Genomic DNA, 24,520 nt, shown 5'->3' on the forward strand with positions numbered 1-24,520 from the left:
CATGCCAAAGAAATCTAGCAGGTGCTGGCTTCGTCTACCAGGTGCTCGAGCCAGACGTTCGGCTCCGTGTAGACGCCGACGTCCAGCGCCGCGGAGGCGAGCACCGGCGCGATCCCGCCCGGCACGGCCGTGAGACCGTCCTGGAGTTCGACGCCGGTCCAGGCCTTCCACTGGGCGAAGGTGCCGGTGACCGCCATCGCGAACGGCGCCACTTTCCGGAACCGGGCGCCGAGCCGTTCATGCGTGCGCAGCCACGGATCCTCCGGCAGCCCGTCCGCGCGTCGGCGGGCGATGTAGTCCTCAAAGGACAGTCCTGGTTCGTTCTCCTTCCCGGCCGGGCGGACCGGCACGACGAGTTTGCGCATTCCGGTTTCCGAAGCGCGCTTTTTCAACGCTTCCAACGCTTTTGTGGCCAGGCCACCGCCACGGCGGCCTGGCGCGACCATCACTTCGAGTGCGATCAACGTATTCGTCTCACGGGAGCTCAGCAGGTCTTCCGCGGCCCAGATCAGGGCGGCGTCCCAGCCGTGGTCCGGCAGTTCCGGGCGCTCGGCGGTCGGGAAACCGACCGGGACGGCGGCGGTTCTCGCCACGGGAACGCCGTCTTCCAGCAGCACGAGGAAGTATTCCGGCCAGCGGGCGGCCAGGTGGGACGACTTCGCCAGCAGCCCGGCCAGACCGTGCTGGAGGAATTCGCCGCCGACGCCGCCGAGGCCGAGCGCGGGCTCGCGCAGTTCGGGCCTGGTGGCCAGGTCTTCGATCACGATCATGTCCTCAGTAGACCCGAGGACACGCGATTCTCACGAGGTAGTTTTCCGGTATGACGAGAGGGAATGGCGCGTACGCCTGTCCTTGCTGCGGCTATCTCACGCTGGGCGAGCGCGGCGCGTTCGAGATCTGCTCGGTCTGCTTCTGGGAAGACGACGGGCAGGACGACCACGACACTGACGTCGTCCGAGGCGGGCCTAACGGTGCCCTGTCACTTACGGTCGCTCGGCGGAACTTCGATCTTCACGGTGCCTGCGAAGAGGCGCATGTGCACAATGTGCGGCCTCCGGAACCGAGCGAGATCCCTGTCGAGGGGAGCGCTCGGTCGCTGCCCGAAGACGCGAAGTTCAGGCGGGTGAAGCGGAGGCGGTACTGATCAGCGTACGGGCAGCGCGCGGCGCCGTCCGGTGATTCCGGTGGTGTTGAGGTTGGCGCGCTCGCCCGCGGAGTGGCCGTCGAGATAGCCACTGCCGGACAGCCGCCTCGGCGGAGCCGAACGCAGGTCGCCGTATTGCTCGTCGTACGCCCGTTTGACCATCGCCGTCCGATCCTGGATCACCAGTTCGGCCGAGCGGTGACCGGCGGTGGCCGTATGGGTCCTGGCCGCGGTGTCCTCGCTGTTGCGGAGCCGTTCGTAGACCGCGCCGGAGAATCCGTGCAGCCACGTCCGCCGGTACGCGGCCAGCGATTCGCCCGCGAACACCCGGTTCTCCGGGCGGACCCTGGTCAGCTGGGTGGTCGCCTGCAGCAGCAGGCTCGTGTACAGCAGTTCCGTCCGCTCCAGATCGGAACGGAAACCGAACACCGTCACCGCGGTGACCGATTGGCCGAGCCGGTGCAGCAGGGCCCGGCAGCGCAGCGGATGCGCGATGTTCGTGAGCAGCCCCGCCTTGTCCCGGCTGTACGGGTTGTCGATCGGGATCTTGATCTGGGTGATCTCGTCGGCGGTCGCCCCGGAGGCGGCCAGCAAGGCCTGATCGATGCCGTACCGGGCGATCAGTTCGGCGGCCTTGGTGTTGTACGACTCGGCTTCGGCCTCGGTGACCGCCGGGTCCTCCGCCTTCGCGAGGAGTTTCCGGACGCGCGCGAGCAGCGTGTCATGGTCGGGCATGGTCCTCCTTCCTGATTGGGTTGGAGCGGATCAATCTAGGAGAGAGGTCCGACAATATTCGGACGAGAGGTCCGGATCCCGGTGAGGGGGCGGTATGCCGGTCGACGTGTCGGTGGTCGGTTCCGGACCGAACGGGCTCGCGGCGGCGGTCCTGCTGGTCAGGGCAGGGCTGACGGTCGAAGTGCACGAAGCGGCCGAAGAGATCGGCGGTGGGACGCGCACGGCTTCGCTGTTCGACGACGAGGTCCGGCACGACATCTGCGCCACCGGACATCCGCTGGCCGCGGCGTCTCCGTTCTTCCGCTGGTTCGGCCTCGCCGAGCACGGTGTCGACCTTCTGCGGCCGGAAATCGCGTACGCGCATCCCCTCGGTGGTGACCGGGCCGGTCTCGCGTACGAAGATCTAGACCGGACCTGTGACGCCCTCGGCGTGGACGGCCCCCGGTGGCGCCGTCTGCTGGGCCCGCTGGCCGCACGCAGCCGCGAACTGGCCGATCTCCTGCTCGGAGACCTTCGCCATCCGCCTCGCGACCCGCGCGCCGCGGCCCTCCTCCCGGCCAGGATCGCGCTGCTCGCGTCCGGTTCGGAACGCCGCTTGTTCGCCGGCCCGGAAGCGCCCGCGCTGCTCGCCGGGGTTTCCGCGCACGTGATGAGCCGCCAGCCCTCACTCGCCGCGGCCGGTGCGACACTGCTGCTCAGCCACCTCGCGCACTCGACGGGCTGGCCGATCGCCCGCGGCGGAAGCCGGACGATCACCGAGGCGCTCGCCGCCGATCTCCGCGCCCGCGGCGGACGGATCCACACCGGAAGCAGGATCACCGATCTGCGGCGACTGGCGAAGTCGCGCACGGTGATCCTCGACATCGCCCCGCGCGGTTTCCTCGACATCGCCGGCGGGCTGTTGCCGCCGCGCTACCGGAAGGCGCTCGAGGCCTACCGCTACGGACCCGGCGCGGCGAAGGTCGACTTCCTGGTGTCCGAACCGGTTCCGTGGGCGGCGCCGGAGGTCGGCAAAGCGGGCACCGTCCATCTCGGAGGCACGCGAGACGAGGTGTACGCCGGTGAAAACGCCATCGTGCGCGGAGAAGATCCGGACGACCGTTTCGTGCTCGTGTCGGATCCGATGGCGATCGACCCGTCCCGCGGGCTGCCGGGCAAGCGGCCGGTGTGGGCGTATTGCCATGTGCCGCATGGGGATCCGCGAGACGTCACCGAGCTCGTCCGGCGGCGCATCGACCGGTTCGCGCCCGGCTTCTCCGACACGATCCTGGCGAGCCGTTGCGTCACCGCGCCGGAACTGGAGGCCTACAACGCGAACTATCCCGGTGGCGACGTCGCGGCCGGCGCGGTGAATCTGCGGCAGGTGCTCGGACGGCCGGCCGTCCGGTGGAACACACACCGGACGCCGCTCGGCGGTGTCTTCCTGTGTTCGGCCGCGACGGCACCGGGCCCCGGTGTGCACGGGATGGGCGGCTGGTACGCCGCGAAAGCCGTGCTGGGGAAGGATTTCGAGCGGGTGATTCAGGAACCGCGGGGCCGCACGAGCCCCGTTTCGTAGGCCACCACCACGGCTTGGGCCCGGCTGGAGATCCGGAGCTTGGTCATCAAACGGTTCAGATGCGTTTTCACCGTGGCCTCGCTGACCAGCAGGCTCCGGGCGATGTCGGCGTTCGGCATGCCGGTGCCGACGAAACGCAGCACCTCGATTTCGCGTTCGGTCAGCCCGGCCAGCGCGGGCGGAGCCGTCGGCTTCTCCGGCGGGCCCTGGGTGAAGGCCTCCACCAGCCGCCGCGTGATGGTCGGGCCGAACAGCATGTCGCCGCGCGCGACGGCGTGGATCCCGGCGATCAGGGTCTCCGGCGGGCTGTCCTTGAGGAGGAAACCCGCCGCGCCCGCGCGCAACGCCGTGTAGACGTATTCGTCGAGGTCGAACACCGTCAGCATGAGCACGTTCGGCTTTTCCGCCCCGGTGTCCGCGAGGATCCGCTCGGTCGCCTTCACGCCGTCGAGTTCGGGAAGCCGGATGTCCATCAGGATCACGTCGGGACGCAGTTCACGAGCCTTCTCGACGGCTTCGAGCCCGTCTCGCGCCTCGCCCGCGACCCGGACGCCGGGAACGGCTTCGAGCAGGGCGACGAATCCCGCCCGGACGAGATCCTGGTCGTCGACCACCAGCACACTGGTCACCGGGCTCGCTCCTGCGGCAGATAGGGAAGGGTCAGTTCGATCGCGAAACCACCGGATCCGGCCGGTCCCATTTCGATCGAACCACCGTACATTCTCGCCCGTTCACGCATTCCGATGAGGCCATGTCCCGCCGGATTCGGTGGTGGTGTCCCTTCGGACGCGGAATTGCGGACACTCAGCACCAGTGCGTCCTCGCCGTATTCGAGGGCGAGTTCCACGATCGCCTCATTCGCGTGTTTCAGCACGTTGGTAAGCGCTTCCTGCGCGATTCGGTAGGTGCACAGCTGCTGCCCCGGCGGAAGTCGTCGCGGTTCGCCGATGGTCCGCGTCTTCACCGTGAGGCCGGCTTCACGTACGCGGGTGACCAATGCGGGAAGGTCGGCGAGGCCGGGCTGGGGTCGGTATTCGTGGGTTTCGCGCTGGGGCGGGCGCAGCACGCCGAGCAGGCGCCGCAGTTCGTCGAGCGCTTCGGTCGTGGTCCCGGTGATGGTGTCCAGCGCGGTGCGCGCGGTGCCCGGGGAGGATTCGAAGACGTAGCGCGCCAGGTTCGCCTGCACCGCGATCAGCGAAATGTGGTGGGACACGACGTCGTGCAACTCGTGGGCGATGCGGATGCGCTCCTCGACGACGGCCTGCTCCGCTTCGAGGCGGATCTCCCGTTCCGCGCGGACGGCGCGTTCCACCGTCCTGGCAGGCGGATACCGCGCCCACACCGTGTACGCCGCGATGAACGCCGAGGGTTCGCCCAGTGTGGCCTGGTAACCCAAGGCGGTATAGACGGTCATGAGCGAGACCGAGGCGAACAGGACCGCGATCGGATGACGGCGGCGCACGATCAGCGGGAGGGCGATGAGCACCGCGAGGACGACGCCCGCCCCGGCCGGGTCGCCGAACGAACCGCCGCGGGGTGCCGCGCCCAAGGCGAGAAGAGTGGCCGCCGCCGCGGTGATCAGGCAGTCGGTGAGCAGCGGCCGTGCGCGGAGGAGGGAGAAGAGGGACGGCACTTCCGCAAGTTACCGTCGCGGCGAGAGGGCGCCCAATTCCTGCAACCAGCGTGGTATTCATCGCGCCCTATACCGCCAAGGTTTACCCCGGCTTCCGACTCGCGGGGATTCCGCTCGGTGATCGGTCCGGATAACGTCGGAACAGGATGGATATTCCATTCCCGAACTCGGCGAAGAGGATGACCCGCTCCGGGTAAGAGGGCCTTCGGGAGGGGATATCCGGAACAGGCCGCCTCTTCGCCGAGCCTCAGCCCAGATAGGCGTCCAATGTGACGGCCAGCGCCCGCTCCGGTGACGGCGCGAAGCTCGCGCCCGCCAGCCCGCCCCAGAGCCACAACTGGGCGAGACCGTGCAGTGACGCCCACAGCGACGACGCGAGCAGCCGCGGATCGGTCGCGGGATGCCAGCCGCCTTCCTGCACGTCCTCGACCAACGCGGCGAAGAAGTCGAACACCGCGCTGCTCACCCGCGTGAGCTCGGGATCGTCCGGATCGATGAGATCGCGGCGGAACATCAGCTCGAACATCGCCGGATTGGCCAGCGCGAAATCGAGGTAGCCGTGGCAGGCCGCGATGAGCCGTTCGCGGGGTGTCCCGGCCGGCAGGTCGGCGCCGCGTTCGAGCAGTTCGATGTAGCCGCGGGTGGCGACCGCCGAAAGCAGCGCCGCGCGGCCGGTGAAATGCCGCAGCGGCGCGCCGTGCGAGACGCCCGCGGCCTTGGCGATTCCGCGCAATGTCACGGCGCCGACGCCTTCTTCGGCCAGCAGGGTCGCCGCGGTGTCGATCAGGCGGGTTCGGGCGCCCACGACCGGGTCTCCTCGAGAACGGGCAGCAGGTCGGGGCGTTTCGGCAGGAAGCCGTCACCCGGCTGGCGGCCGATGAGCCGGTTGCGGAACCGGCTGACCGCGACGGGGAGGACCTCCCTGGTCAGCCAGCGCAGATCCGCGCGCAGGCCGGGCCGTCCGGCCGAACCGGGCAGCGGGGCGAGCCAGGCCGGGTCGTGGGTGACGTCGAGCTTGCCGAGAACGTGTGCGGCCAGGCGCCGGTGGCCCTGCTCGGACAGGTGCAGCCGATCCGGGCCGAAGTAGCGGGAATCGTGCGCCGCGTCGTCCGGCCAGAGGTCGACCAGCGTCGCGCCGTAGCTGACGGACGCCTCGCGGACGGCGTCGTTCAGCGCGACGATGCGCGGGCGCATGCGGTGGCCCATCGGCATGCGGTGGGAGATGTCGCTGAGGGTGAAGGTGACGACCCGCGGCGCGATCTCGGTGCAGGCGCGGATGGCGGTGTCGACGCGGCGGGCGACCGTGCGCGCGTCCCAGCCGCGGCTCATCACGTCGTTGCCGCCGCCGAACAACGCGATCAGATCCGGCTGGAGCCTGGTCGCCGCCAGGGTCTGCTCGGCGTGGATCTGGTCGAGCCTGCGCCCGCGGACCGCGAGATTGGCGTAACGGAAACCGGGCTCGTCCTCGGCGAGCCGGTGCGCGACGAAGTCGGCCCAGCCGCGGTAGAAACCGCCCGACGGATGCGGATCGGCCAGCCCTTCGGCGCAGCTGTCGCCGAGCGCGACGAAACGTTGGTAGCCCATCCAGATCTCCGTAACCGCGAGTTCACCTTGTAGACACTGTCTATCAAACCGATGTAGACGCTGTCTACTCAGCGGTCGAGACGGTTCCGATGGGTGAAGGCGACGGCGCGCCGCGGATCGCCGTCCGGGAGCACCCGGCACAGCACGTCGACGATCTCCAGGTCGTCGGCCCCGCACGGGGTCTCCCAGTACGACCACAACGCCGACGCGTCCCCGCTGCCGAGGACGACCCGCCGGACCGACGCTGTGACGGCCTCGCGCTCTTCGCGTACGGCGGGCGACTCCGATTCGGCGAGCAGCGGACCGCGGAAGGCGTCCGCCGCGGCCGCGACGTCGCCTCGTTTGAGCGCCGCGCGAACGCGTAGGAAGTCGGCGTCCACCTCGGCGGAAAGCCGGTACGGCCGCGTCTGCACGATGTCCGAGCCGAGCTGTGTCCGGAGCCGGTGGATCTCCGCGCGCACGGTCACCGGATTGCCGCTCTCGCCGTAGAGCAGCAGGGCCAGCCGCTCCGCCGAGAGGCCGCCCGGGTTCAGTGCCAGCAAGGTGAGGATCTCCGCGTGCCGCAGGGTGAACGGCACCTCGCGACCGTCCACTGTGGTCGACGGTGGCCCGTCGGTGAGGAACTCCAGCGCGAGCCGCGGCCGCCGCGACGCGCCCCGGTTCCGCAGGCGCAGCAGGTAGCCCTCGCTCAACGGCTCCACCGTGCCCAGCCGCCCGTCGGGCAGGGTGACCGCGCCGCCGCCGGGCCGGACGTCCACAGTGGAGGGAAGGTCGCCGCAGGATTCGGCCGCCAGCACGCGGCCCTTCGCCGAGAGCAGGGCTCCCGGCGCGCCACGCAACGCTTCCAGATGGGTCATGTTCGCGGCCCGCAGCCGCTCGTCGCGCATCGCGAGCCGGGCCCGCAGCTGGCCTTCGGCGAGCTGGGCGGCCGCCGTGACCAGCGCGAGCATCGCGGGATGGACCGTCCGCAGCGGACCGCTGACGTCGATCGACCCGAGCAGCGCGCCGGTCTCCGGATCGCGGACGGGCGCCGCCGCGCAGGTCCAGCCGTGATAGGTCCGCACCAGATGCTCGGCCGAGTAGATCTGCACCGGCTCCCCGGTGGCGAGCGTGGTGCCCATCGCGTTCGTCCCGATGACGTCTTCGCTCCAGCGCGTGCCTTCGGCGAGCATCACGCCGTCCGCGCGCCGCAACACGCCCGCGGCGCCCTCCCGCCACAGGATGTGCCCGGCCGCGTCGGTCACGATCATCATGTGCTCGGCGTCGTCGGCGATGCTCACCAGCGTCTGCCGCAGGATCGGCAGGACCGGGGCCAGCGGATGCTCGTCGCGCAGCCCGTTCACCTCGCCGGAGTCGTAGACGAGCGGGGCGACGCCGGTGTCCGGATCGACGTGCGCGGCGAGCGAGCGATTCCACGAAGCGGACACGATCGACCTGGGGGAACGCGGCGCGGGAACCCCGGAGAGGATGGCGTCGTGGACGTCCTTCAGCAGCCGCGCGTACGCCTGAGGGTCACGCGGCGACGACTCTCCACCGGGCCGCTCTGCCACGTTTCCGAGAATAGGTGACCGCGCTCACTTCGTTGCAACGTGCGTGCAACCTCACCCGCCCTAGCTTCGCCGTCATCCGCCACCCCTAGCGATGAGGCAGGAAAGATGGCCAAGTACGCGGCACCGAACACCGAAGGCAGCGTCGTCAGCTACGAGTCGCGCTACGACCACTACATCGGAGGCGAGTACGTACCGCCCGCGAGCGGTCAGTACTTCGAGAACCCGACCCCGGTGACCGGACAGGTGTTCACCGAGGTCGCCCGCGGCACCGCCGCCGACATCGACCGCGCGCTCGACGCCGCCGAAGGTGCGGCCGCGGCCTGGGGCCGGACGTCGGTGGACGAGCGCGCGAACGTGCTGCTCCGGATCGCCGACCGGATGGAACAGAACCTCGAAGCGATCGCCGTCGCCGAGTCGTGGGAGAACGGCAAACCGGTCCGCGAGACCCTGGCCGCCGACATCCCGCTGGCCATCGACCACTTCCGCTACTTCGCCGGCGCCCTGCGCGCCCAGGAGGGCGGCATCTCCCAGATCGACGACAACACCGTCGCGTATCACTTCCACGAGCCGCTCGGTGTCGTCGGCCAGATCATCCCGTGGAACTTCCCGCTGCTGATGGCGGTCTGGAAGCTCGCGCCCGCGCTGGCCGCGGGCAACGCGATCGTGCTGAAACCCGCCGAGCAGACCCCGGCGTCGATCCACCTGCTGATGTCGCTCATCGGCGACCTGATCCCGCCGGGCGTGCTGAACATCGTCAACGGTTTCGGCGTCGAGGCCGGCAAGCCGCTCGCGTCGAGCAACCGCGTGCGGAAGGTCGCGTTCACCGGCGAGACCACCACCGGACGGTTGATCCTGCAGTACGCCAGCGAGAACATCATCCCGGTCACCGTCGAACTCGGCGGGAAGAGCCCGAACATCTTCTTCGACGACGTCGCCGCCGCCAACGACGCGTTCTACGACAAGGCGCAGGAAGGCTTCGCGCTCTTCGCGCTGAACCAGGGCGAAGTCTGCACCTGCCCGTCGCGGGCGCTGATCCAGTCCGGCATCTACGACCGGTTCCTCGGCGACGCCGTCGAGCGGGTCAAGAAGATCAAGCAGGGGCACCCGCTCGACACCGAGACGCAGATCGGCGCGCAGGCCTCGAACGACCAGCTGGAGAAGATCCTTTCCTACATCGACATCGGTCAGAAGGAAGGCGCGAAGATCCTCACCGGCGGCGAGCGCAGCGACCTCGGCGGCGAATTGTCCGGCGGGTACTACGTGCAGCCGACGGTCTTCGAGGGCGACAACAAGATGCGGATCTTCCAGGAGGAGATCTTCGGCCCGGTCGTTTCGGTGGCCAGGTTCGACGACTACGCCGACGCGCTGAAGATCGCCAACGACACGCTGTACGGCCTCGGCGCCGGTGTCTGGTCGCGCGACGGCAACACCGCCTATCGCGCCGGCCGCGACATCCAGGCGGGCCGGGTGTGGGTCAACAACTACCACGCGTACCCGGCGCACGCGGCCTTCGGCGGCTACAAGGCATCCGGGATCGGGCGCGAGAACCACAAGATGATGCTGGACCACTACCAGCAGACGAAGAACATGCTGGTGTCCTATTCGGACAGTGCGCTCGGGTTCTTCTGATGGTCGAGCGGGTCGGTTTGACACCGGCCGCCGCGGATCTGCTGCGGCGGCTGGTGTCGCTCCACGGGCCGGTGATGTTCCATCAGTCCGGCGGATGCTGCGACGGGAGCGCCCCGATGTGTTACCCGGCGGGCGAATTCCGCACCGGGGCGTCCGATGTCCACCTTGGTGACCTGAGCGTCGAAGGCATCGACGATGTTCCGGTGTGGATGTCGGGCCCCCAGTTCGAGTACTGGAAGCACACGCATCTGACCATCGACGTCGTCCCCGGCAGGGGGAGCGGATTCTCCTTGGAGGCGCCCGAAGGGGTCCGTTTCCTGGTCCGGTCCCGGTTGTTCAGCGACGAGGAATCGGCTGAGCTGAACGGCCGAGCAACGCGATGAGCCGTGCGCCCGGTCCGGCGTCCGGCGGTGCCTCGACAGCGTGGTCGAAGGCGCCGCCGGGCCCGCGGACCGCCGTGACGTCGGGATAGCGGCTCGCCACTTTCAACGCGGCCTCGGCGAGCTCGTCGTCCCAGCGGTGTTCGCGGCCCAGGGCGGTGTTGAGGTCCCAGTCGTGGGTGAGCGTGTCGACGAACAGCACGGCCAGCGCGTTCTTCCCGGGGAGCGGGCCGAAGCTCCCGAAATCGAAAGTCTTCTCCAGCGCTTCGCCGTCGAAGGCCGCGAGGAACTCGGCGGAACTCGCTTCGTAGGAGCCAGCGAGGTCGTCGTCGGCCGACGGCCGGCTCTTCATCGGGTGGCCCGTCGCCTGCGCGGTGCGGGAATCGTGGCCCTCGATCAGGTGTTTCACGATGTCACGGACGGTCCACTCGGCGCAGGGGGTCGAGCGGTCCCAGTCGTCCGCGCCGATTCCGGCGATCGTGGCTCCGGTGGCCCGATGGGCCCGGGTGGTGAGTGCGATGAGATCCATGGCGGCAATGTATACGAACGATCGTGCTATCTTCTAGAGGTGAACACTCTCGAAGTGAACGAGGTCTTCGTCGGGCGTCCGTCGGTACTGGGGACGAAGCGCGACGTCCCGGTGTACAGCGCCATCGCGAAATCGCGGGTGGAGACGCCGTTCCTGGAATTGGACGAGATCAATCTGGCCGGCGACGACCAGGCCGACCGCACCGTCCACGGCGGCGTCGACAAGGCGGTCTACGTCTACCCGGCGACGCACTACGCCGCCTGGGCGGAGCAGGGTTTCCCGGTGTCCGCGGGTGATTTCGGGGAGAACGCCTCGGTGACGGGCGCCGACGAGTACGACGTCCGGGTCGGCGATGTCTGGGCCTGGGGAGACACGCTGGTCCAGGTCTCGCAGCCGAGGACGCCGTGCTTCAAACTCGCGATGAAGACGGGGCGCAAGGACGTCATCCCGGCGATGATCGATTCCGGTCGCAGCGGCTGGTACCTGCGGGTGCTGCGGACGGGCGTGGTGCCCACGTCGGGACGGATGACGCTCGAAGAACGCGATCCGATGAGCCCGACGATCGCCGAGGTGTACGTCGCGTCGTTCACCAACGTCGCCCAGCTCGACGACGAGCGGCGGGACGCGTACTGGGCCCTGCTGGACCGGGTGCTCGCGGCGCCGTCGCTTTCCCGGCAGTACCGTGACGGCCTGGCATCGGCGAAGAGGCGGCGAGAGGAACGGAATGCCGGTTGACGGCCGGGTGGCCCGCGGTGACGCGACGAGGCGGATCGTGCTTCGGCGCACCGTGGACATCGCGTCCGTCGAGGGGCTCGACGGGTTGTCCCTCGGCAGGCTCGCCACCGAATTGGACTTGAGCAAATCCGGGGTGTTCGCCCTGTTCGGTTCCAAGGAGGAACTGCAGCTCGCGGCGGTCGAGACGGCGAGCGCGATCTTCGCGGAGAACGTCGTCGAGCCGACGCTCGAGGTCGAGCAGGGGATCGCGCGGCTGCGCGCCTTGTGCGCGAACTGGCTCGACTACTCGGAACGCCGCGTGTTCCCGGGCGGCTGTTTCTTCTTCAACACCGGCGCCGAGTACGACGCGCGGACCGGCCGGGTGCACGACGCGGTCGCGAACGCGAGCCGGGCCTTCGCCCAGTTCATCCGGTCCACCGTCGTCGAGGCGCGGAAGGCCGGGCACCTGCGTGAGTCCGTCGACGTGAACCGGCTGGCCTTCGAGCTGCACGCGCTGGGGCGGGCCGCGAACGCCGATTCGGTGATGTTCGGCGGTACCGAGCCCTACGCGCTGGCTCGGGCCGCCATCGCCGCCCGCCTCGACGCCGCGGCCGTGCCATGAAAGGTCCTTTCCTCGCAAATTTCGCAAGGAAAGGACCTTTCATCGCACGCTACTTCCAGTCGACCTGCGTGGACCGGTAGAAGTCGATGCCCTGCTGAACCCATCGCGGGCTCTGCTTCGCCAGCCGGAGCCGATAGGCGTCCCAAGTGCGGGAATCCTTCGGCGACCACCCGATCTCGGCGTAACCCGGCAGCCGCGGGAACGCCATGAACTCGATGTGATCACTGGTGATCAGCGTTTCCGACCACAGCGGCGCCTCGACCCCGATCACGTTCTTCTCCGTCACGCCCTCCAGGTACGTGGCCGGATCCCAGTCGTACCCGGTCTTGACCTCGATCAGGCCGGCCCAGCTCAGCCCGAGCGGCGTCTGCGGGTGGTACTTCATGTCCAGGTACGCCTTGTTCGCGGGCGACATCAGGATCTTGTTGCCGCGTGCCGCCGCGGCGGCGACGTTCGCGTCCGTCCCGGTCGTGCCCCAGAACTGCGGGACGGCCGAAACCGGCGGATTCGTCTTGGCGATGTCGTGCCAGCCCGTGATCGTCTTGCCGTACTTCGCGACGATCGGGTGCACCTTCGTGGCGAAGGTCTGGTAGTCGGCCGGGGTGGTCGAGTGCGCTTCGTCGCCACCGATGTCGATGTACTTACCAGGGGTGATCGCCGACAGCTCGCGGATGACGTCGTCCACGAACTTGTAGGTGATGTCCTTGCCGATGCACAGCGAGCTGTAGCCGACCTCGATATCCGTGCGCGGCGGTATCGGCTTGCCGTCGCAGTTCAGTTCGGCGTAGGAATACTGGGCCGCGTTGGTGTGTCCCGGCATGTCGATCTCGGGAACGATCGTGATGTGCCGCGAAGCCGCGTAGCGCACCAGGTCCTTGTACTGCTCCTGCGTGTAGTAACCGCCGGGAGCGCCGCCGACGGCCGTCCGGCCGCCCACGGTCGCCAGCTTCGGCCAGCTCTTGATCTCGATCCGCCAGCCCTGGTCGTCGCTCAGGTGCAGGTGGAGGTTGTTGATCTTGTACTGCGCGATCTGGTCGATGTACAGCTTGACCTGGTCCGGCGTGAAGAAGTGCCGGGCGACGTCGAGCATCGCGCTGCGGTAGCCGAAGCGCGGATAGTCGAGCACCGTGCCGCCCGAGACCACCCACGACCGCTTCTGGACGGTCTTCGCCTCGATCGCCGACGGAAGCAACTGACGCAGCGTCTGCACGCCGAGGAACAGGCCCTCGTCGGTGTTCGCCTTCAAGGTCACGCCGGAGGGCGACACCTTGAGCTGGTAACCCTCGCTGCCGACGCGGTCGCTCGCGTGACCGGTTTCGAGCGAGATCGCCGGGCCGCCGCCGCGGTGGCCGCTGACGACGGGCAGCCGGTAACCGGTGGCGGGCCGGAGCAGGCCCGCCAGGTATTCGGCGACCTGCTTGCCTTCGCGGTCGGTGCGGATGACGGTCGCGGGGCCGAGGCGGAAGTTCGCGCGGGGGTCGGGTTTCGCGTCGACCGGCGCGGGGACGACGTCGGTGACGGTCCGTTCGGCCTTCGCGTGCTGTCCCGCGCTCGCCGTGGCGGGCAGTCCGAGCGTCACCAGGCTCAGGACGGCCACGCCGAGCACGGTTCTGGACAGGCGTTTACTCATGGAGCACCTCCGGTCGGATAACTGGAGACTCTCTTCCCTGAGAAGGTATAGACCAATAGGGCAAAGCCGACAACACCCGATCGGACCAGTACGCCGTACCGATCATCGGTCACTCGCCGCGCAGAACCGCTTTCAGGGCATCGAGAACGCTCGCGTCCTCGATCGTCGACGGCACCTGCTCGTCACGGCCGTCGGCGATGCCGCGCATGGTCTTGCGCAGGATCTTCCCGGACCGCGTCTTCGGTAGCGCGTCCACAATGGACACGTCACGGAACGCGGCGACCGGGCCGATGTCGCGCCGCACCAGCGCGACCAATTCGGCCTTGAGCGTTTCGGCGTCGATGTCGGCGCCCGATTTCAGCACCACGAAACCGCGCGGAAGCTGCCCCTTGAGCTGATCACGGACCCCGATCACGGCGCATTCGGCGACGGCGGGATGCGACGCCAGCACGGCCTCCATGGAACCGGTCGAAAGCCGGTGACCCGCGACGTTGATGACGTCGTCGGTGCGGCCCATGACGAACAGATAGCCGTCTTCGTCGACGTACCCGGAGTCACCCGTCAGGTAGTGGCCTTCGTACCGCGAAAGATACGCCTCGTGATACCGCTCGTCGTCCTGCCACAACGTCGGCAGCGATCCCGGTGGGAGCGGCAGCTTGATGGCGATGGCGCCTTCGCGCCCGGCGGGGAGCGGATCGCCCGCTTGATCCAGGATCCGCACGTCCCAGCCCGGCACCGGTTTCGTCGCGGAACCGGGTTTGACCGGCATCGGTTCCAGCCCGCGCGGATTCGCCGCGATCGGCCAGCCGGTCTCGGTCTGCCACCAGTGGTCGATCACCGGTACGCCGAGCTTGTCGTGCGCCCAGTGATAGGTCTCCGGATCGAGTCGTTCCCCCGCCATGAACAACGTCTTGAATCCGCTGAGCTGGTATTTTCCGATTTCGACGCCGTCCGGATCGACTTTCTTGATCGCCCGCAGCGCGGTCGGCGCGGTGAACAACGCCTTCACCCCGTGATCGGAAATGACGCGCCAGAACGCGCCCGCGTCCGGGGTGCCGACCGGTTTGCCCTCGTACATGACCGTCGTCGCCCCGATCAGAAGCGGCGCGTAGACGATGTAGGAATGGCCGACGACCCAGCCGACGTCGGACGCCGTCCACCACACGTCGCCGGGCCGGATGTCGTAGATCGCGCTCATCGACCAGGCGAGCGCGACCGCGTGCCCGCCGGTGTCGCGCACGACGCCCTTCGGCTTCCCCGTGGTGCCGGAGGTGTAGAGGATGTACAGCGGGTCGGTGGCCGCGACCGGCACCGGATCGGCGGGGGAGGCCTTCGCGACCAGCTCGGCCCAGTCGGCGTCGCGCTCACCCAGTACGGCGCGGGCACGGTCCCGCTGCAGCACCACGACCTTGTCCGGCTGGTGCGCGGTGCCCGCGAGCGCCTCGTCGATGATCGGTTTGTATTCGACGATCCGCGTCGGCTCGATCCCGCACGACGCCGCGACGATGACCTTGGGTTTCGCGTCTTCGATCCGCGCCGCGAGTTCCTTAGGCGCGAAGCCGCCGAAAACGACCGAATGCACCGCGCCGAGCCGGGCGCACGCGAGCATCGTGACGGCCGCTTCGGGGACCATCGGCATGTACACGATGACGCGGTCGCCCTTCCCGACACCGAGGGAGGCGAGCGCGCCGGCGAAGCGCGCGACTTCGTCCAGCAGTTCCGCGTAGGTGAACCGGCGAACCGAATCGGTTACGGGCGAATCCCAGATCAGCGCGGTCTGCTCACCGCGGCCGTCCCGCACGTGCCGGTCGAGCGCGTTGAACGCCGTGTTCAGCTCCCCGTCCGGGAACCAGCGGTAGAAGGGCGCTTTCGACGCGTCGAGTGCCTGCGTCGGCGTGCGGGTCCAGTCGATCGCCTGCGCGGCTTCGAGCCAGAAACCCTCCGGGTCTTCGAGGCTCCGCTGGTACGACTCGGCGTGCATCGAATGCTCCTTCGCGTTCGGGTACGGGGACCATCATGGACTTCCGGACCGGCCGATGCCTGGTGGTAACGGCGGAGAGACGCCCGCGACAACCCGGCAACCCTGTGAGGGCATGGAGCGTCCTAAGCTGGACTAGGGGGAAAACCGCCGGAAACGGCCTCGACGAGCGAGGGGAGCAGGGTCCATGGGACTAGCGAGCGCGCTGCTTTCGTTCGCGCACAGCCTGTTCGGGCCAGGGATCTGGCCTGGGGACTGGGTGTGGGCGACGAGCACCGCGGGAGCGCTGGTCGCGCTGCTGCCCGCACTGGGAGCGATGATCGTCGCGATCATCCGCAAAGGCACCGGCAATCGCTACGACGTGGTGACCCTGTCCGTGTTCGGCGGGATCGGCGTGGTCGCCGTCTTCCTGCTGCCGTGGCTGCTGGCCACCGGCCTCTCGCAGGTGTACCAGGAAGCCGCCTCGACGAAGTCGGGCGGCCAATCCGGCTTCTCCGGCAGTGATCTGTCGACGTTCAACACCGAGTACAACCCGCTGATCGGCGCGCAGAGCGCGTACCTCGGCCGCGGCCAGAACGTGTACGAGGTCCTGTTCTACCCGAACGGGATGCAGCTGGGATACGTCTTCTACCTGATCCTGCTGGTCGGGCTGCCCGCGCTGTCGCTGCTGTTCGTGATGCTGCAGGCGCGCACCGCGTTCCGCCGGGGACCGAAGTGGCCTTCGCGGTTCTTCTGGATCCCGTTCGTGCTGATGGTGCTGGCGAGCGTCGGCATGGGCGCGAACACCGCCGTGCACTTCTGGCTCGGGTTCCTGCCGTTCAGCGTGCTGGGGCTGATCCCGGTCGCGCTGGTCGGCCCGCCGCCGTGGTCGGTGATCAACCGGCCGGACCCGCAGCCCCGGCAGAAGGTCGAGCCGTACCGCCCGGAGCCGCCCGCCCCGAAACCGCAGCCGCAGCTGCCGCCCCCTCCCGCCAAGCAGTACCCGGCGACCGCGCTGGCGCAGGCGCCCGAACCACCCGCGCTGGCCGCGGCCCCGGGCCCGATCCCGCCTCCGCCGGGTTCCCGTAACTCCGGCGGCAGCCGCTACAAGCGCGTCCGGCGGCTCGGTCACGGTGGTTTCGGCACCGTCTGGGAAGCGGTCGACACGCAGCTCAACCGCACGGTCGCGCTGAAGATCGCGCACGCGCCGGACCGCGACACCGAGGAACGGATGCAGCGCGAGGCCCGTGCGCTGGCCGTGGTGAACCACCCCAACTGCGTCAAGGTGTACGACCTCGTCGAGGAACCCGACGGGCTCGCGCTGGTGATGGAGTACCTCGAAGGGCGCTCGCTGGCCGAGATCGTCGACTCGCAGGGCCCGCTCGACGACATCGCCGCCGGACGGCTCTGGTCGACCATGGCCGGCGCGCTCGCGGCGGCGCACGAGAAGGGTGTGCTGCACCGGGATCTGAAGCCGTCGAACATCATCCTCGACCGCAACGGGCTCGCCCACCTGATCGACTTCGGCATCGCCCGTAGTCAGGGCGACTCGAAGATGACCGCGACCGGGATGATGATCGGCACGCCGGACTTCGTCGCCCCCGAGCAGGCGATGGGCTCGCCGGCCAGCCCGGCGTCGGACGCCTGGCAGCTCGCCGCGACGGTCAGCTACGCGCTCTCGGGTCAGCCGCCGCGCGGCACCCGGGAGACCCCGATGGCCGCGCTGATGGCCGCCGCCCGCGCCGAACCGGTGTCGAAGCTGCCCAACCGCAGCGCACACGCCCGGATCCTCATCGCGTCGCTCGACCAGGAGCCACGCCGCCGTCCGACGCTCACCGCCGTGCGGCGCGACGTCGAAGGCTGGCTGGCCCGGGCCGGGAAGTCGCCGGACGGCCCGGTGACGCAGATCGTGACGCGTCGCCCTCCGCAGCAGCAACCGCAGCCCCACCAGCAGCCGCAGCCTCAGCGTCACCCGCGCTGACCTGCGAAAAGGGAGCAAGGGACCTTTGCTACCACTTGTCTCGACATCGAGATAAGTGGTAGCAAAGGTCCCTTGCTCTCCTTCAGTCGACGATGACCCAGGTCCCGCCTCGCCAGGCCATGGTGAACGTCTTGGGCTGAGCCGCCATCATCGCGATCTGCGGCGCGATCGCGCCCGGCGGGACGACGACCTTGTCCGCCCCCTTGCTCTGCAGCTTCGCCCGGTCCACGCGGGTGGCCTTCAGCTTCTTCACGTCGTCGGCCGAGAGCATCCCGAACTGCATCGGGGTGAGCTGACGGCATTCCTTCATCCCGCCGTCGAACGCCGGCCCGGTGATCCGGCAGACGGTTTCGAGGTCCTTGTCGCCCAGAGCGTGGTGGTACTCCTCCATCACGCTCGCGGCGCCGTCCGGGGTGTGCGCCACGGCGCCGCCGGCGGCGGGTGTGGTGGCCTCGGAGACGGTCGCCGCGGTCGCCGAAGGCCTCGAAGCGCTGGCTTGTGTCGTGCTGGTGGCAGGCGCTTCGGAAGTGCTCGGAACGGCCGAGGTCTGCGGCGACGCCGTTCCCGGCGTCTGCTCTTCGCACCCCGCGATCAAGAACAACGCCGCGGCCGCGCAGGCCGCTCCGAGCGGTCGGATCGTCATGATGCCCCCTGTAGAGCTGCTGTTGACCAGCGAAGAGTAACAACTCGGGGGCAAGTGTCACACTTGAATCGGGAAAATCACGAGGTTGCGGGCCGGGCCGTGGTCACTTCCAGGACGGAAGCCACAATTCGGCGTTCCAGTGTTCGTTCGTGATCGCGTTGCCGTTCAGGATCGGCCACAACCAGGCGAAGTTGGCCACGACGAGCCCCACGTAGAGGGCGACGACGAGCAGACCGGTGCCCCGCCGCTCGAAGCCGCGTTTCGCGCTGCCGAGGATCTGCCCGAGGATCAGCGTCAACCCGAGTGCCAGGAACGGCGCCAGCGGCGTCGCGTAGAAGTAGTACATCTGGCGGTCGAGGTTGGTGAACCACGGCAGGTATCCGGCGAGGTAGCCGACGAGCACGGCGGCGTAGCGCCAGTCCGCGCGGAAGACCGAGCGCCACACGCTCCAGCCGAGCATCGGCAGCGCCAGCCACCACATCGCCGGCGTCCCGATCAGCATCGTCGCCCGCACACAGGTCGACTCGCCGCAGCCGGTCGCGTCGGTGCCGCCCGCGTACGCGTACAGCATCGGCCGTAGCCCCATCGGCCAGGTCCATGGCTTCGACTCCCACGGATGCGGTTTGTCCTTGGGTGTCACCAGGTTCGCGTGGAAGTCGAGCACGTTCATCGAATAGTCGCCGAGCGACCGCAACGCGGGCGGCATCCAGGCCCAGAAACCGGGATCGACGTCCTTGATCGCCACGTAGTTGCGGTCGGTCGCGGTCTCGCTCGCGAACCAGGCCCAGTAGCAGGCGAAGTACACCAGGATCGGGATGACGACGATCGCCCACAGCGCGGGCAGCACGTCGCGGCGCAGCGTGCCGACCCAAGGCCGCTGAACCCCGGCGGCCCGGCGCGCGGCGACGTCGAAGAAGACGGTGAGCAGGCCGAACGCGGCGATGTAGTAGAGCGCCGACCATTTGACGCCGAAGGTCAGCCCGATCATCAGGCCGCCGGCGAACCGCCACCAGCGGAAACCCAGCTTCGGGCCGAACCGGGATTCGTCGATCCAGCCTTCGCGGACGGCCACGGCGAGCCGTCGCCGCACCTGGTCGCGGTCGCACAGCACACAGGCGAACGCGGCGAGGACGAACAGCGCGATGAAGATGTCGAGCATGCCCATGCGTGACTGCAGGTGCAGGACGCCGTCGCTGATCACCAGGATCCCGGCGACCGCGCCGAGCAGCGTCGACCGCGTGAGCCGCCGGGCGATCCGGATGGTGAGGAACACGATCAGCGTGCCCGCCAGCGCCGGCATGATCCGCCAGCCCCAGGCGTTGTAGCCGAACAACCACTCGCCGATCGCGATGAGATGCTTCGCCAGCGGCGGGTGGACGATCAGCTCGTAGCCGTAGTTGTCCTCGTAGCCGCCGTTGCGCAGCATCTGCCACGCCTGCGGGACGTAGTGCTTCTCGTCGAAGACGGGGGTGCCCTTGTCCGTGGGCGTCCCCAGGTTCTGGATCCGGACGATGCCGCCGATGAGCGTCAGCACCAGCGTGACGATCCAGCCGCGCAGGCGGTCCGTCGGCATGCCGCGGCCGAGGAGGGTGGCCTCCCGGTCGTTCGGTGGCCTGAGCGCGTCGACCGGATCCGGCCGCACGCTCTCGTTGTCGCGGGTCAGCAGTGCGGTCACGGGGCATGATCCTACGGGCGGAAGAGTGAACTCGGTGTCCGGATCTGCGAACCGGTTAACCTTCGGGAATGACCGAAGGACGCCTCGTGCTGGCAGCCACCCCGCTCGGAGACGTCCGTGACGCTTCGCCGCGCCTGTCCGAAGCCCTCGCGTCGGCCGACGTGATCGCCGCCGAAGACACGCGGCGGCTGCGCTCCCTCACCGCGGCCCTCGACGTTTCGCCGGTCGGACGCGTCGTCAGCTTCTACGAGGACGTCGAGACCGCCCGTCTGCCGAAACTGCTCGAATCGCTGCAAGCGGGCGAGACGGTGCTCCTGGTGACCGACGCGGGGATGCCGAGCGTCTCGGATCCCGGATTCCGCCTGGTGGCGGCTTGTGTCGAGGCGGACGTGCCGGTGACCTGCCTGCCCGGTCCGTCAGCCGTGACCACGGCGCTCGCGCTTTCCGGCCTGCCCTGTGACCGTTTCTGTTTCGAAGGTTTCGCTCCGCGCAAGCCCGGTGAACGGGCGAAATGGCTCGGTTCGTTGAAGGACGAGCCCCGTACGGCAGTGTTCTTCGAATCTCCGCATCGCCTCGCGAGCACGCTCGCCGACGCCGCCGACGTCCTCGGCCCCGAGCGTCGTGCCGCCGTCTGCCGCGAACTGACCAAAACCTACGAAGAGGTCAAACGCGGCAATCTGCCGGATTTGGCCGCTTGGGCCGCCGAGGGGGTCAAGGGCGAGATCACCGTCGTTCTGGCGGGTGCGCCGCCGCGTTCGGTGAGTGTCGAGGACCTGGTCTCCGAGGTCTCGTCGCGTGTCTCAGCGGGTGAACGCCTCAAGTCCGCCGCCGCCGAGGTCGCCGAAGCGGCCGGGGTGTCGAAGAAGGAGCTCTACGACGCTGTTCTCGCTTCCCGCAAGCGCTAGGACAGCAAGGCCGTCACGGCGGCGTGCGCCTTCCCGGCATCGGGTTCGTCGCCGGTGATGACATCGGTGTAGATGAAGGATTCGCCGATCCGCACCAGCAGGTAAGCCAGGTCTTCGACCGGCAGCGGGGGAGTGAGCCGCCCGGCCTCGACCTCTTCGTCCAGGAACTCGCGCATCTTCCCGATCGCGCGGCTCTGCACCACGCTGGCCTTCGTCGTCAGGATCCGCAACGCCCGCTCGGGCTCGTTGCGCAGGAACTCCCGGAACGGTTTCGAGCCGTTCACGGTCCGGACGAAGGTGCCGACGAGTTCCGCGATCCCTTCCGCGCCGCGCCCGAGCTTGCCGGAAGACCGCGCCTCGAAGACCTCCACGGTCATCGACCAAAGGATTTCGCCGAGCAGTTGATCCCGGCCGCCGACCCAGCGGTGCAACGTCGCCCGGCTGATCCCGAGTTCGCTCGCCAGTTCGCCCATGTCCACCCGGCGCCCCTCCAGAAAGCGGGCGCGCGCGATCGTGAACGCGCGCAGGGCGTCCGGGCGTGGCGAGGTCAGCTGGCGTTCGAGTGCGGTTTCGATGCGTGAAACATATCACGCGGTGTCTCATACATGAGACATATGCAAGAATGTCTCATCTCGACGAGGAGGATGCGGATGCGCGCAGTACAGGTGACCGAGTTCGGCGGACCCGAGGTGCTCAACCTCGTCGACCTTCCCGATCCCGTCCCCGGCCCAGGTCAGCGGCTGGTCGAGGTCGACCGGATCGGCATCAACTACGCCGACACGCATCAGGCCGAGAACTCGTACCTCGCGCCGAGCAAGCTCCCGCTCGTCCCGGGTGGCGAGGTCGTCGGCCGCACCGCCGACGGCAAACGGGTCGTCGCGCTGCTCAACGGCGGTGGCGGCTATGCCGAGCGCGCCGTGGCCGACGATGTCACCAGCTACGACGTTCCCGACGGCGTCGACGACCTGACCGCGCTCTCCTTCATCGTCCAGGGCACCACGGCCTCGCTTCTGCTCCGCAAGAGCGCCCACCTCGAACCCGGCGAAACCGTCGTCGTGCACGCGGCCGCGGGCGGGGTCGGCTCCATCGCCGTGCAGCTGGCGAAAGCCTGGGGAGCGAGCCGGGTCATCGCGACCGCCAGCAGTGACGAAAAGCGCGCCCTCGCCCTCGAACTGGGCGCCGACGTCGCCATCGATTCGCGGGCCGAGAACATGACCGAAGCGCTCCGCGAGGCGAACGGCGGCAAACGCGTCGACATCGTGCTCGACATGACCGGCGGTACGGTCACGGACCAGAGCATCGCGGCCCTCGCGCCGTTCGGCCGTCTCGCGTTCTACGGCATGGCCAGCCGCGAGAACCCGAAGCCGATCGAAGCCCGCAACCTCCTCGGGCACAGCACCGCCGTGGCCGGGATGTGGCTGCCGCACGCGTTCAAACTCCCCGGCAACGTCTTCGGCCGCGCGCTTGACGAGCTTTTCGAGCTGGCCCTCGCCGGCAAGGTCCGCGCTGTCGCCGGGGGCGAGTACGCGCTGTCCGACGCGCGCGCCGCCCACGAGGCCCTGCGCTCGCGCGGCACGATGGGCAAGCTCTTGCTGGACCCCGCCAAGTAGCTCAGCCGAGCAGACGCTCCAGCGGAGCGGACTTGTGCAGGCATTCCTGCCATTCCGCGTCGCTGTCGGAGTCGGCGGTGATCCCGCCGCCGACTCCGAGCGCGATCGTGTCTCCATGGATTTCGAAGGTTCTGATCGCGACGTTCAGTTCCAGACCTGCGATCGGCGAAGCGAGGCCAATCGCGCCGGTGTAGACGCCGCGGGCGGTGGGCTCCAGTTCGGCGATCAGGTCCAGCGCGCGGATCTTCGGCGCGCCCGTCACCGAACCCGGCGGGAACGTGGCCGCGAGCAGTGCCGCGTCGTCGATCCCGTCGGCGAGCGATCCCTCCACAGTGGACTCCAGATGCCAGACCCCCGGCGCGGGCCGGACCGCGAGCAGCTCGGGGACACGCACACTGCCGGTGGCGCACACCCGGCCGAGATCGTTGCGGACGAGATCGGTGATCATCACGTTCTCGGCGACGTCCTTGGTGGATTCCCGAAGCCGCCGCGCGAGGTGTTCGTCAGCGGCGTTCCGCCGCGGCAGGGTTCCCTTGATCGGCGTCGACCGGACGCTTCGCCCATGCCTGGCAAGGAAAAGCTCAGGGGAGAACGAGACGACCGAACCCCAGGACCCGGCGAGGAACGCCGCCCGGCGGGCTCCCAGGCGATGTACTCCTTCGGCGAACAACGCGATCGGATCGCCGGTGAACCTTCCGCCGAAGCGGGCGCAGATGTTCGCCTGGAAAAGCTCGCCGGCTTCGATCGCGTGCACACACGCCTTGACGGCGTCGTAGTGCTCCGAAGGAAGTGGCCGCGACAACGGTCCGGAACTCCAGGTCGTCACCTCGGGAACCTGGGCGAGCGCGGATTCCACCGCGGACACTTCGTCGACCGGATCCGGATCGCCGTCGGGAATCAGGGCTTCGAACCACCAAGTTCCGTCGGCGTCCAGCCGGAGAACCCGGTCGACCCAGCCCCACGCGGCCGGGGGAAGCGATCCGGAACGGCCCGAGGGATCGGTCAGGTCGTAACTCAGGTAACCGAACCAGCCGCCCCCGACCGCACCGGGCACCGCGTCACGAACGTCAGGCATCCGAGTGGGGATCGAGAACGCTTCGGCCACGTCATGGACCGGAGCCAGCGAAGCGTTCAGCGCGATGACCGCGCGCGAGGAAAACCACTCGCCGCAAAGCGCGGCGGGCGGTGCTAGCCCGAGCTTCTCGGCACGTGCGCCGAGGACCGCCAGTGCCCGTTCGGGCCCGACGTCGGTCCGCAGCTTCCGGCACATCAACCGCACGCGACATTGTCGCCGTTCGAGCGGTCGGAAAAGCAACCCGCCTCTGCCGGAAAGTGAGATCCGCGACCACATGGTGACGTCGTGCGCATCCCTCGTCACGCAGCGGAAACTACAAGAGCACGTCGGTCAGTTTGAAGGGATAGACCACGGCATCCTGCGCGATCGGTCCGTCCACACCGGGCAACCCGGCGCCGAAACCGTGCTGATGCAATCCCAGCCGCGAGTGGAACCAGCCCGGTCTTCCCGGGATTTCGTTGTGCCTGACCAGCCACAACACCACTTCGCTGTCCGCCCATTTGTCCGGTCGCAACCGGTTCGTCCAGCAGTCGAGCCCCGCGTACACCAGGACGCGTTCGACGCGCGCCGCGTGCCTGACGTGTTTGATCCACGCCTTGATGAACCGATCGTCGACGCTGGGTGCCTCCACTTCGAGCGCGGGCGCGAGCGAACCGGGCGCGAAGGCGCCGAGCGCGCTCGCCGTCCGCACGAAATGCTCGGCTTGGTCATGGACGGCACCAGGACGTGCGTAGTGCCGCGCGCCGGTGTGGATGCCGGCGTGTTGCGCGCCGGTCAGATTGCGTTCCGCCGCGGCGTCCCGCCAGTTGGTGTTCTCGGTGACGGTGACCGACGCGAACCGGATGTCGGCGCCGCGCACCGCCGCCCAGTCCGTCACCGTCTCACGGTGGGACAAGGTGACGCCGTGCTCGCCTTCCGGATCTATCAAACCCACCCGCCTCGAATTTCGCCCCAGTACGGCCGAAA

Annotated in this window: 25 protein-coding genes; 10 read left to right on the top strand and 15 right to left on the bottom strand. The window is 68.7% G+C overall.

Features of this window, described 5'->3' with window-relative positions:
• Nucleotides 1–14 precede the first annotated feature (14 nt).
• Entirely contained in the window at nucleotides 15–770 is a 756-nt protein-coding gene (locus ACSMFO_RS09740; protein ID WP_436458129.1) for a GNAT family N-acetyltransferase, read from the bottom strand.
• A 50-nt stretch (nucleotides 771–820) separates the two neighbouring features.
• Between ACSMFO_RS09740 and ACSMFO_RS09745 the strand changes: the two genes are divergently transcribed.
• Complete coding sequence (locus ACSMFO_RS09745) at nucleotides 821–1,144, top strand: CPCC family cysteine-rich protein (RefSeq protein WP_436458131.1); 324 nt, start codon at nucleotides 821–823, stop codon at nucleotides 1,142–1,144.
• Here the strand turns inward: ACSMFO_RS09745 and ACSMFO_RS09750 are convergent, their stop codons facing one another.
• A complete protein-coding gene (locus ACSMFO_RS09750) occupies nucleotides 1,145–1,879 on the bottom strand; it encodes a DUF2786 domain-containing protein (RefSeq protein ID WP_436458133.1) in 735 nt (244 codons plus the stop codon). It abuts the gene before it with no gap.
• Between the two features lie 94 nt (nucleotides 1,880–1,973).
• On the opposite strand from ACSMFO_RS09750, the gene ACSMFO_RS09755 reads away from it, so the two are divergent.
• Nucleotides 1,974–3,437, top strand: coding sequence for a phytoene desaturase family protein (locus ACSMFO_RS09755; RefSeq protein ID WP_436458134.1), 1,464 nt, complete (start codon nucleotides 1,974–1,976; stop codon nucleotides 3,435–3,437).
• Here ACSMFO_RS09755 and ACSMFO_RS09760 read toward each other — a convergent pair.
• From ACSMFO_RS09760 to ACSMFO_RS09780, 5 genes are all read right to left on the bottom strand, one after another.
• Nucleotides 3,401–4,066 (bottom strand): response regulator, encoded by a 666-nt coding sequence (locus ACSMFO_RS09760; RefSeq protein WP_436458136.1) that lies wholly within the window; start codon nucleotides 4,064–4,066, stop codon nucleotides 3,401–3,403. The two genes, ACSMFO_RS09755 and ACSMFO_RS09760, sit on opposite strands and share 37 nt — an antisense overlap.
• A complete protein-coding gene (locus tag ACSMFO_RS09765) occupies nucleotides 4,063–5,070 on the bottom strand; it encodes a sensor histidine kinase (RefSeq protein ID WP_436458137.1) in 1,008 nt (335 codons plus the stop codon). The genes ACSMFO_RS09760 and ACSMFO_RS09765 overlap by 4 nt, the downstream gene beginning before the upstream one ends.
• A gap of 247 nt (nucleotides 5,071–5,317) precedes the next feature.
• Complete coding sequence (locus ACSMFO_RS09770; protein WP_350575564.1) at nucleotides 5,318–5,875, bottom strand: TetR/AcrR family transcriptional regulator; 558 nt, start codon at nucleotides 5,873–5,875, stop codon at nucleotides 5,318–5,320.
• Nucleotides 5,854–6,654 carry an SGNH/GDSL hydrolase family protein gene (locus ACSMFO_RS09775; protein ID WP_436458139.1) on the bottom strand — a complete coding sequence of 267 codons (801 nt, stop codon included), beginning with the start codon at nucleotides 6,652–6,654 and terminating at the stop codon, nucleotides 5,854–5,856. The genes ACSMFO_RS09770 and ACSMFO_RS09775 overlap by 22 nt, the downstream gene beginning before the upstream one ends.
• A gap of 68 nt (nucleotides 6,655–6,722) precedes the next feature.
• A complete protein-coding gene (locus ACSMFO_RS09780; RefSeq protein WP_436458140.1) occupies nucleotides 6,723–8,204 on the bottom strand; it encodes a GAF domain-containing protein in 1,482 nt (493 codons plus the stop codon).
• Between the two features lie 105 nt (nucleotides 8,205–8,309).
• Here ACSMFO_RS09780 and exaC point away from each other — a divergent pair, with 105 nt between their 5' ends.
• Nucleotides 8,310–9,833, top strand: coding sequence for an acetaldehyde dehydrogenase ExaC (exaC, locus tag ACSMFO_RS09785; protein ID WP_037340578.1), 1,524 nt, complete (start codon nucleotides 8,310–8,312; stop codon nucleotides 9,831–9,833).
• Complete coding sequence (locus ACSMFO_RS09790) at nucleotides 9,833–10,216, top strand: DUF779 domain-containing protein (RefSeq protein ID WP_436458141.1); 384 nt, start codon at nucleotides 9,833–9,835, stop codon at nucleotides 10,214–10,216. The genes exaC and ACSMFO_RS09790 overlap by 1 nt, the downstream gene beginning before the upstream one ends.
• Here ACSMFO_RS09790 and ACSMFO_RS09795 read toward each other — a convergent pair.
• Nucleotides 10,170–10,742, bottom strand: a complete 573-nt coding sequence (locus tag ACSMFO_RS09795; protein WP_436458143.1) for a TIGR03086 family metal-binding protein — start codon at nucleotides 10,740–10,742, stop codon at nucleotides 10,170–10,172. The two genes, ACSMFO_RS09790 and ACSMFO_RS09795, sit on opposite strands and share 47 nt — an antisense overlap.
• Before the next feature lie 39 nt (nucleotides 10,743–10,781).
• Here ACSMFO_RS09795 and ACSMFO_RS09800 point away from each other — a divergent pair, with 39 nt between their 5' ends.
• Nucleotides 10,782–11,477 carry an MOSC domain-containing protein gene (locus ACSMFO_RS09800; RefSeq protein ID WP_436458145.1) on the top strand — a complete coding sequence of 232 codons (696 nt, stop codon included), beginning with the start codon at nucleotides 10,782–10,784 and terminating at the stop codon, nucleotides 11,475–11,477.
• On the top strand, nucleotides 11,467–12,078 hold the full coding sequence (locus tag ACSMFO_RS09805) for a TetR/AcrR family transcriptional regulator (RefSeq protein WP_436458146.1): 612 nt from the start codon (nucleotides 11,467–11,469) through the stop codon (nucleotides 12,076–12,078). Before ACSMFO_RS09800 ends, ACSMFO_RS09805 begins: the two co-directional genes overlap by 11 nt.
• A 49-nt stretch (nucleotides 12,079–12,127) precedes the next feature.
• Here the strand turns inward: ACSMFO_RS09805 and ACSMFO_RS09810 are convergent, their stop codons facing one another.
• The gene (locus ACSMFO_RS09810) at nucleotides 12,128–13,708 is read right to left on the bottom strand and encodes a beta-N-acetylhexosaminidase (protein WP_436458148.1); all 1,581 of its coding nucleotides are present in this window, start codon (nucleotides 13,706–13,708) and stop codon (nucleotides 12,128–12,130) included.
• 109 nt (nucleotides 13,709–13,817) lie between these two features.
• A complete protein-coding gene (locus ACSMFO_RS09815; protein ID WP_436458150.1) occupies nucleotides 13,818–15,689 on the bottom strand; it encodes a propionyl-CoA synthetase in 1,872 nt (623 codons plus the stop codon).
• A 184-nt stretch (nucleotides 15,690–15,873) separates the two neighbouring features.
• Between ACSMFO_RS09815 and ACSMFO_RS09820 the strand changes: the two genes are divergently transcribed.
• Nucleotides 15,874–17,646 (top strand): serine/threonine-protein kinase, encoded by a 1,773-nt coding sequence (locus ACSMFO_RS09820; protein WP_360120202.1) that lies wholly within the window; start codon nucleotides 15,874–15,876, stop codon nucleotides 17,644–17,646.
• An 82-nt stretch (nucleotides 17,647–17,728) separates the two neighbouring features.
• On the opposite strand, the gene ACSMFO_RS09825 is transcribed toward ACSMFO_RS09820, so the two are convergent.
• Nucleotides 17,729–18,070 carry a hypothetical protein gene (locus ACSMFO_RS09825; RefSeq protein WP_436458152.1) on the bottom strand — a complete coding sequence of 114 codons (342 nt, stop codon included), beginning with the start codon at nucleotides 18,068–18,070 and terminating at the stop codon, nucleotides 17,729–17,731.
• Nucleotides 18,071–18,092: 22 nt separating this feature from the next.
• Between ACSMFO_RS09825 and ACSMFO_RS09830 the strand changes: the two genes are divergently transcribed.
• Nucleotides 18,093–18,329: a hypothetical protein gene (locus ACSMFO_RS09830; protein WP_037342439.1), complete on the top strand. Its 237-nt coding sequence runs from the start codon at nucleotides 18,093–18,095 to the stop codon at nucleotides 18,327–18,329.
• Between the two features lie 63 nt (nucleotides 18,330–18,392).
• Here ACSMFO_RS09830 and ACSMFO_RS09835 read toward each other — a convergent pair whose 3' ends face one another.
• Nucleotides 18,393–19,964, bottom strand: a complete 1,572-nt coding sequence (locus tag ACSMFO_RS09835) for a dolichyl-phosphate-mannose--protein mannosyltransferase (RefSeq protein ID WP_436458153.1) — start codon at nucleotides 19,962–19,964, stop codon at nucleotides 18,393–18,395.
• A 68-nt stretch (nucleotides 19,965–20,032) separates the two neighbouring features.
• Here ACSMFO_RS09835 and rsmI point away from each other — a divergent pair, with 68 nt between their 5' ends.
• Nucleotides 20,033–20,869, top strand: coding sequence for a 16S rRNA (cytidine(1402)-2'-O)-methyltransferase (gene rsmI, locus ACSMFO_RS09840; protein ID WP_436458155.1), 837 nt, complete (start codon nucleotides 20,033–20,035; stop codon nucleotides 20,867–20,869).
• Here rsmI and ACSMFO_RS09845 read toward each other — a convergent pair.
• The gene (locus ACSMFO_RS09845) at nucleotides 20,866–21,342 is read right to left on the bottom strand and encodes a QsdR family transcriptional regulator (protein WP_228694993.1); all 477 of its coding nucleotides are present in this window, start codon (nucleotides 21,340–21,342) and stop codon (nucleotides 20,866–20,868) included. The two genes, rsmI and ACSMFO_RS09845, sit on opposite strands and share 4 nt — an antisense overlap.
• Before the next feature lie 177 nt (nucleotides 21,343–21,519).
• Between ACSMFO_RS09845 and ACSMFO_RS09850 the strand changes: the two genes are divergently transcribed.
• The gene (locus ACSMFO_RS09850) at nucleotides 21,520–22,479 is read left to right on the top strand and encodes a quinone oxidoreductase family protein (protein WP_436458157.1); all 960 of its coding nucleotides are present in this window, start codon (nucleotides 21,520–21,522) and stop codon (nucleotides 22,477–22,479) included.
• Between the two features lies 1 nt (nucleotide 22,480).
• Here the strand turns inward: ACSMFO_RS09850 and ACSMFO_RS09855 are convergent, their stop codons facing one another.
• Both ACSMFO_RS09855 and ACSMFO_RS09860 read right to left on the bottom strand, forming a co-directional pair.
• Nucleotides 22,481–23,758, bottom strand: a complete 1,278-nt coding sequence (locus ACSMFO_RS09855; RefSeq protein ID WP_436458159.1) for an aminodeoxychorismate synthase component I — start codon at nucleotides 23,756–23,758, stop codon at nucleotides 22,481–22,483.
• Nucleotides 23,759–23,867: 109 nt separating this feature from the next.
• Nucleotides 23,868–24,482, bottom strand: coding sequence for a glycoside hydrolase family 25 protein (locus ACSMFO_RS09860; protein WP_360081975.1), 615 nt, complete (start codon nucleotides 24,480–24,482; stop codon nucleotides 23,868–23,870).
• Nucleotides 24,483–24,520 lie beyond the last annotated feature (38 nt).

This window comes from Amycolatopsis sp. w19, from assembly GCF_051373225.1.
Classification (GTDB): domain Bacteria; phylum Actinomycetota; class Actinomycetes; order Mycobacteriales; family Pseudonocardiaceae; genus Amycolatopsis; species Amycolatopsis japonica.

Bases quoted from the DNA above. Each gene is read 5' to 3' on its own strand.
- ACSMFO_RS09740 (WP_436458129.1), bottom strand. From the start codon at position 770: ATGATCGTGATCGAAGACCTGGCCACCAGGCCCGAACTGCGCGAGCCC.
- ACSMFO_RS09745 (WP_436458131.1), top strand. From the start codon at position 821: ATGACGAGAGGGAATGGCGCGTACGCCTGTCCTTGCTGCGGCTATCTC.
- ACSMFO_RS09750 (WP_436458133.1), bottom strand. From the start codon at position 1,879: ATGCCCGACCATGACACGCTGCTCGCGCGCGTCCGGAAACTCCTCGCG.
- ACSMFO_RS09755 (WP_436458134.1), top strand. From the start codon at position 1,974: ATGCCGGTCGACGTGTCGGTGGTCGGTTCCGGACCGAACGGGCTCGCG.
- ACSMFO_RS09775 (WP_436458139.1), bottom strand. From the start codon at position 6,654: ATGGGCTACCAACGTTTCGTCGCGCTCGGCGACAGCTGCGCCGAAGGG.
- exaC (WP_037340578.1), top strand. From the start codon at position 8,310: ATGGCCAAGTACGCGGCACCGAACACCGAAGGCAGCGTCGTCAGCTAC.
- ACSMFO_RS09790 (WP_436458141.1), top strand. From the start codon at position 9,833: ATGGTCGAGCGGGTCGGTTTGACACCGGCCGCCGCGGATCTGCTGCGG.
- ACSMFO_RS09795 (WP_436458143.1), bottom strand. From the start codon at position 10,742: ATGGATCTCATCGCACTCACCACCCGGGCCCATCGGGCCACCGGAGCC.
- ACSMFO_RS09805 (WP_436458146.1), top strand. From the start codon at position 11,467: ATGCCGGTTGACGGCCGGGTGGCCCGCGGTGACGCGACGAGGCGGATC.
- ACSMFO_RS09810 (WP_436458148.1), bottom strand. From the start codon at position 13,708: ATGAGTAAACGCCTGTCCAGAACCGTGCTCGGCGTGGCCGTCCTGAGC.
- ACSMFO_RS09815 (WP_436458150.1), bottom strand. From the start codon at position 15,689: ATGCACGCCGAGTCGTACCAGCGGAGCCTCGAAGACCCGGAGGGTTTC.
- ACSMFO_RS09820 (WP_360120202.1), top strand. From the start codon at position 15,874: ATGGGACTAGCGAGCGCGCTGCTTTCGTTCGCGCACAGCCTGTTCGGG.
- rsmI (WP_436458155.1), top strand. From the start codon at position 20,033: ATGACCGAAGGACGCCTCGTGCTGGCAGCCACCCCGCTCGGAGACGTC.
- ACSMFO_RS09845 (WP_228694993.1), bottom strand. From the start codon at position 21,342: ATGGGCGAACTGGCGAGCGAACTCGGGATCAGCCGGGCGACGTTGCAC.
- ACSMFO_RS09850 (WP_436458157.1), top strand. From the start codon at position 21,520: ATGCGCGCAGTACAGGTGACCGAGTTCGGCGGACCCGAGGTGCTCAAC.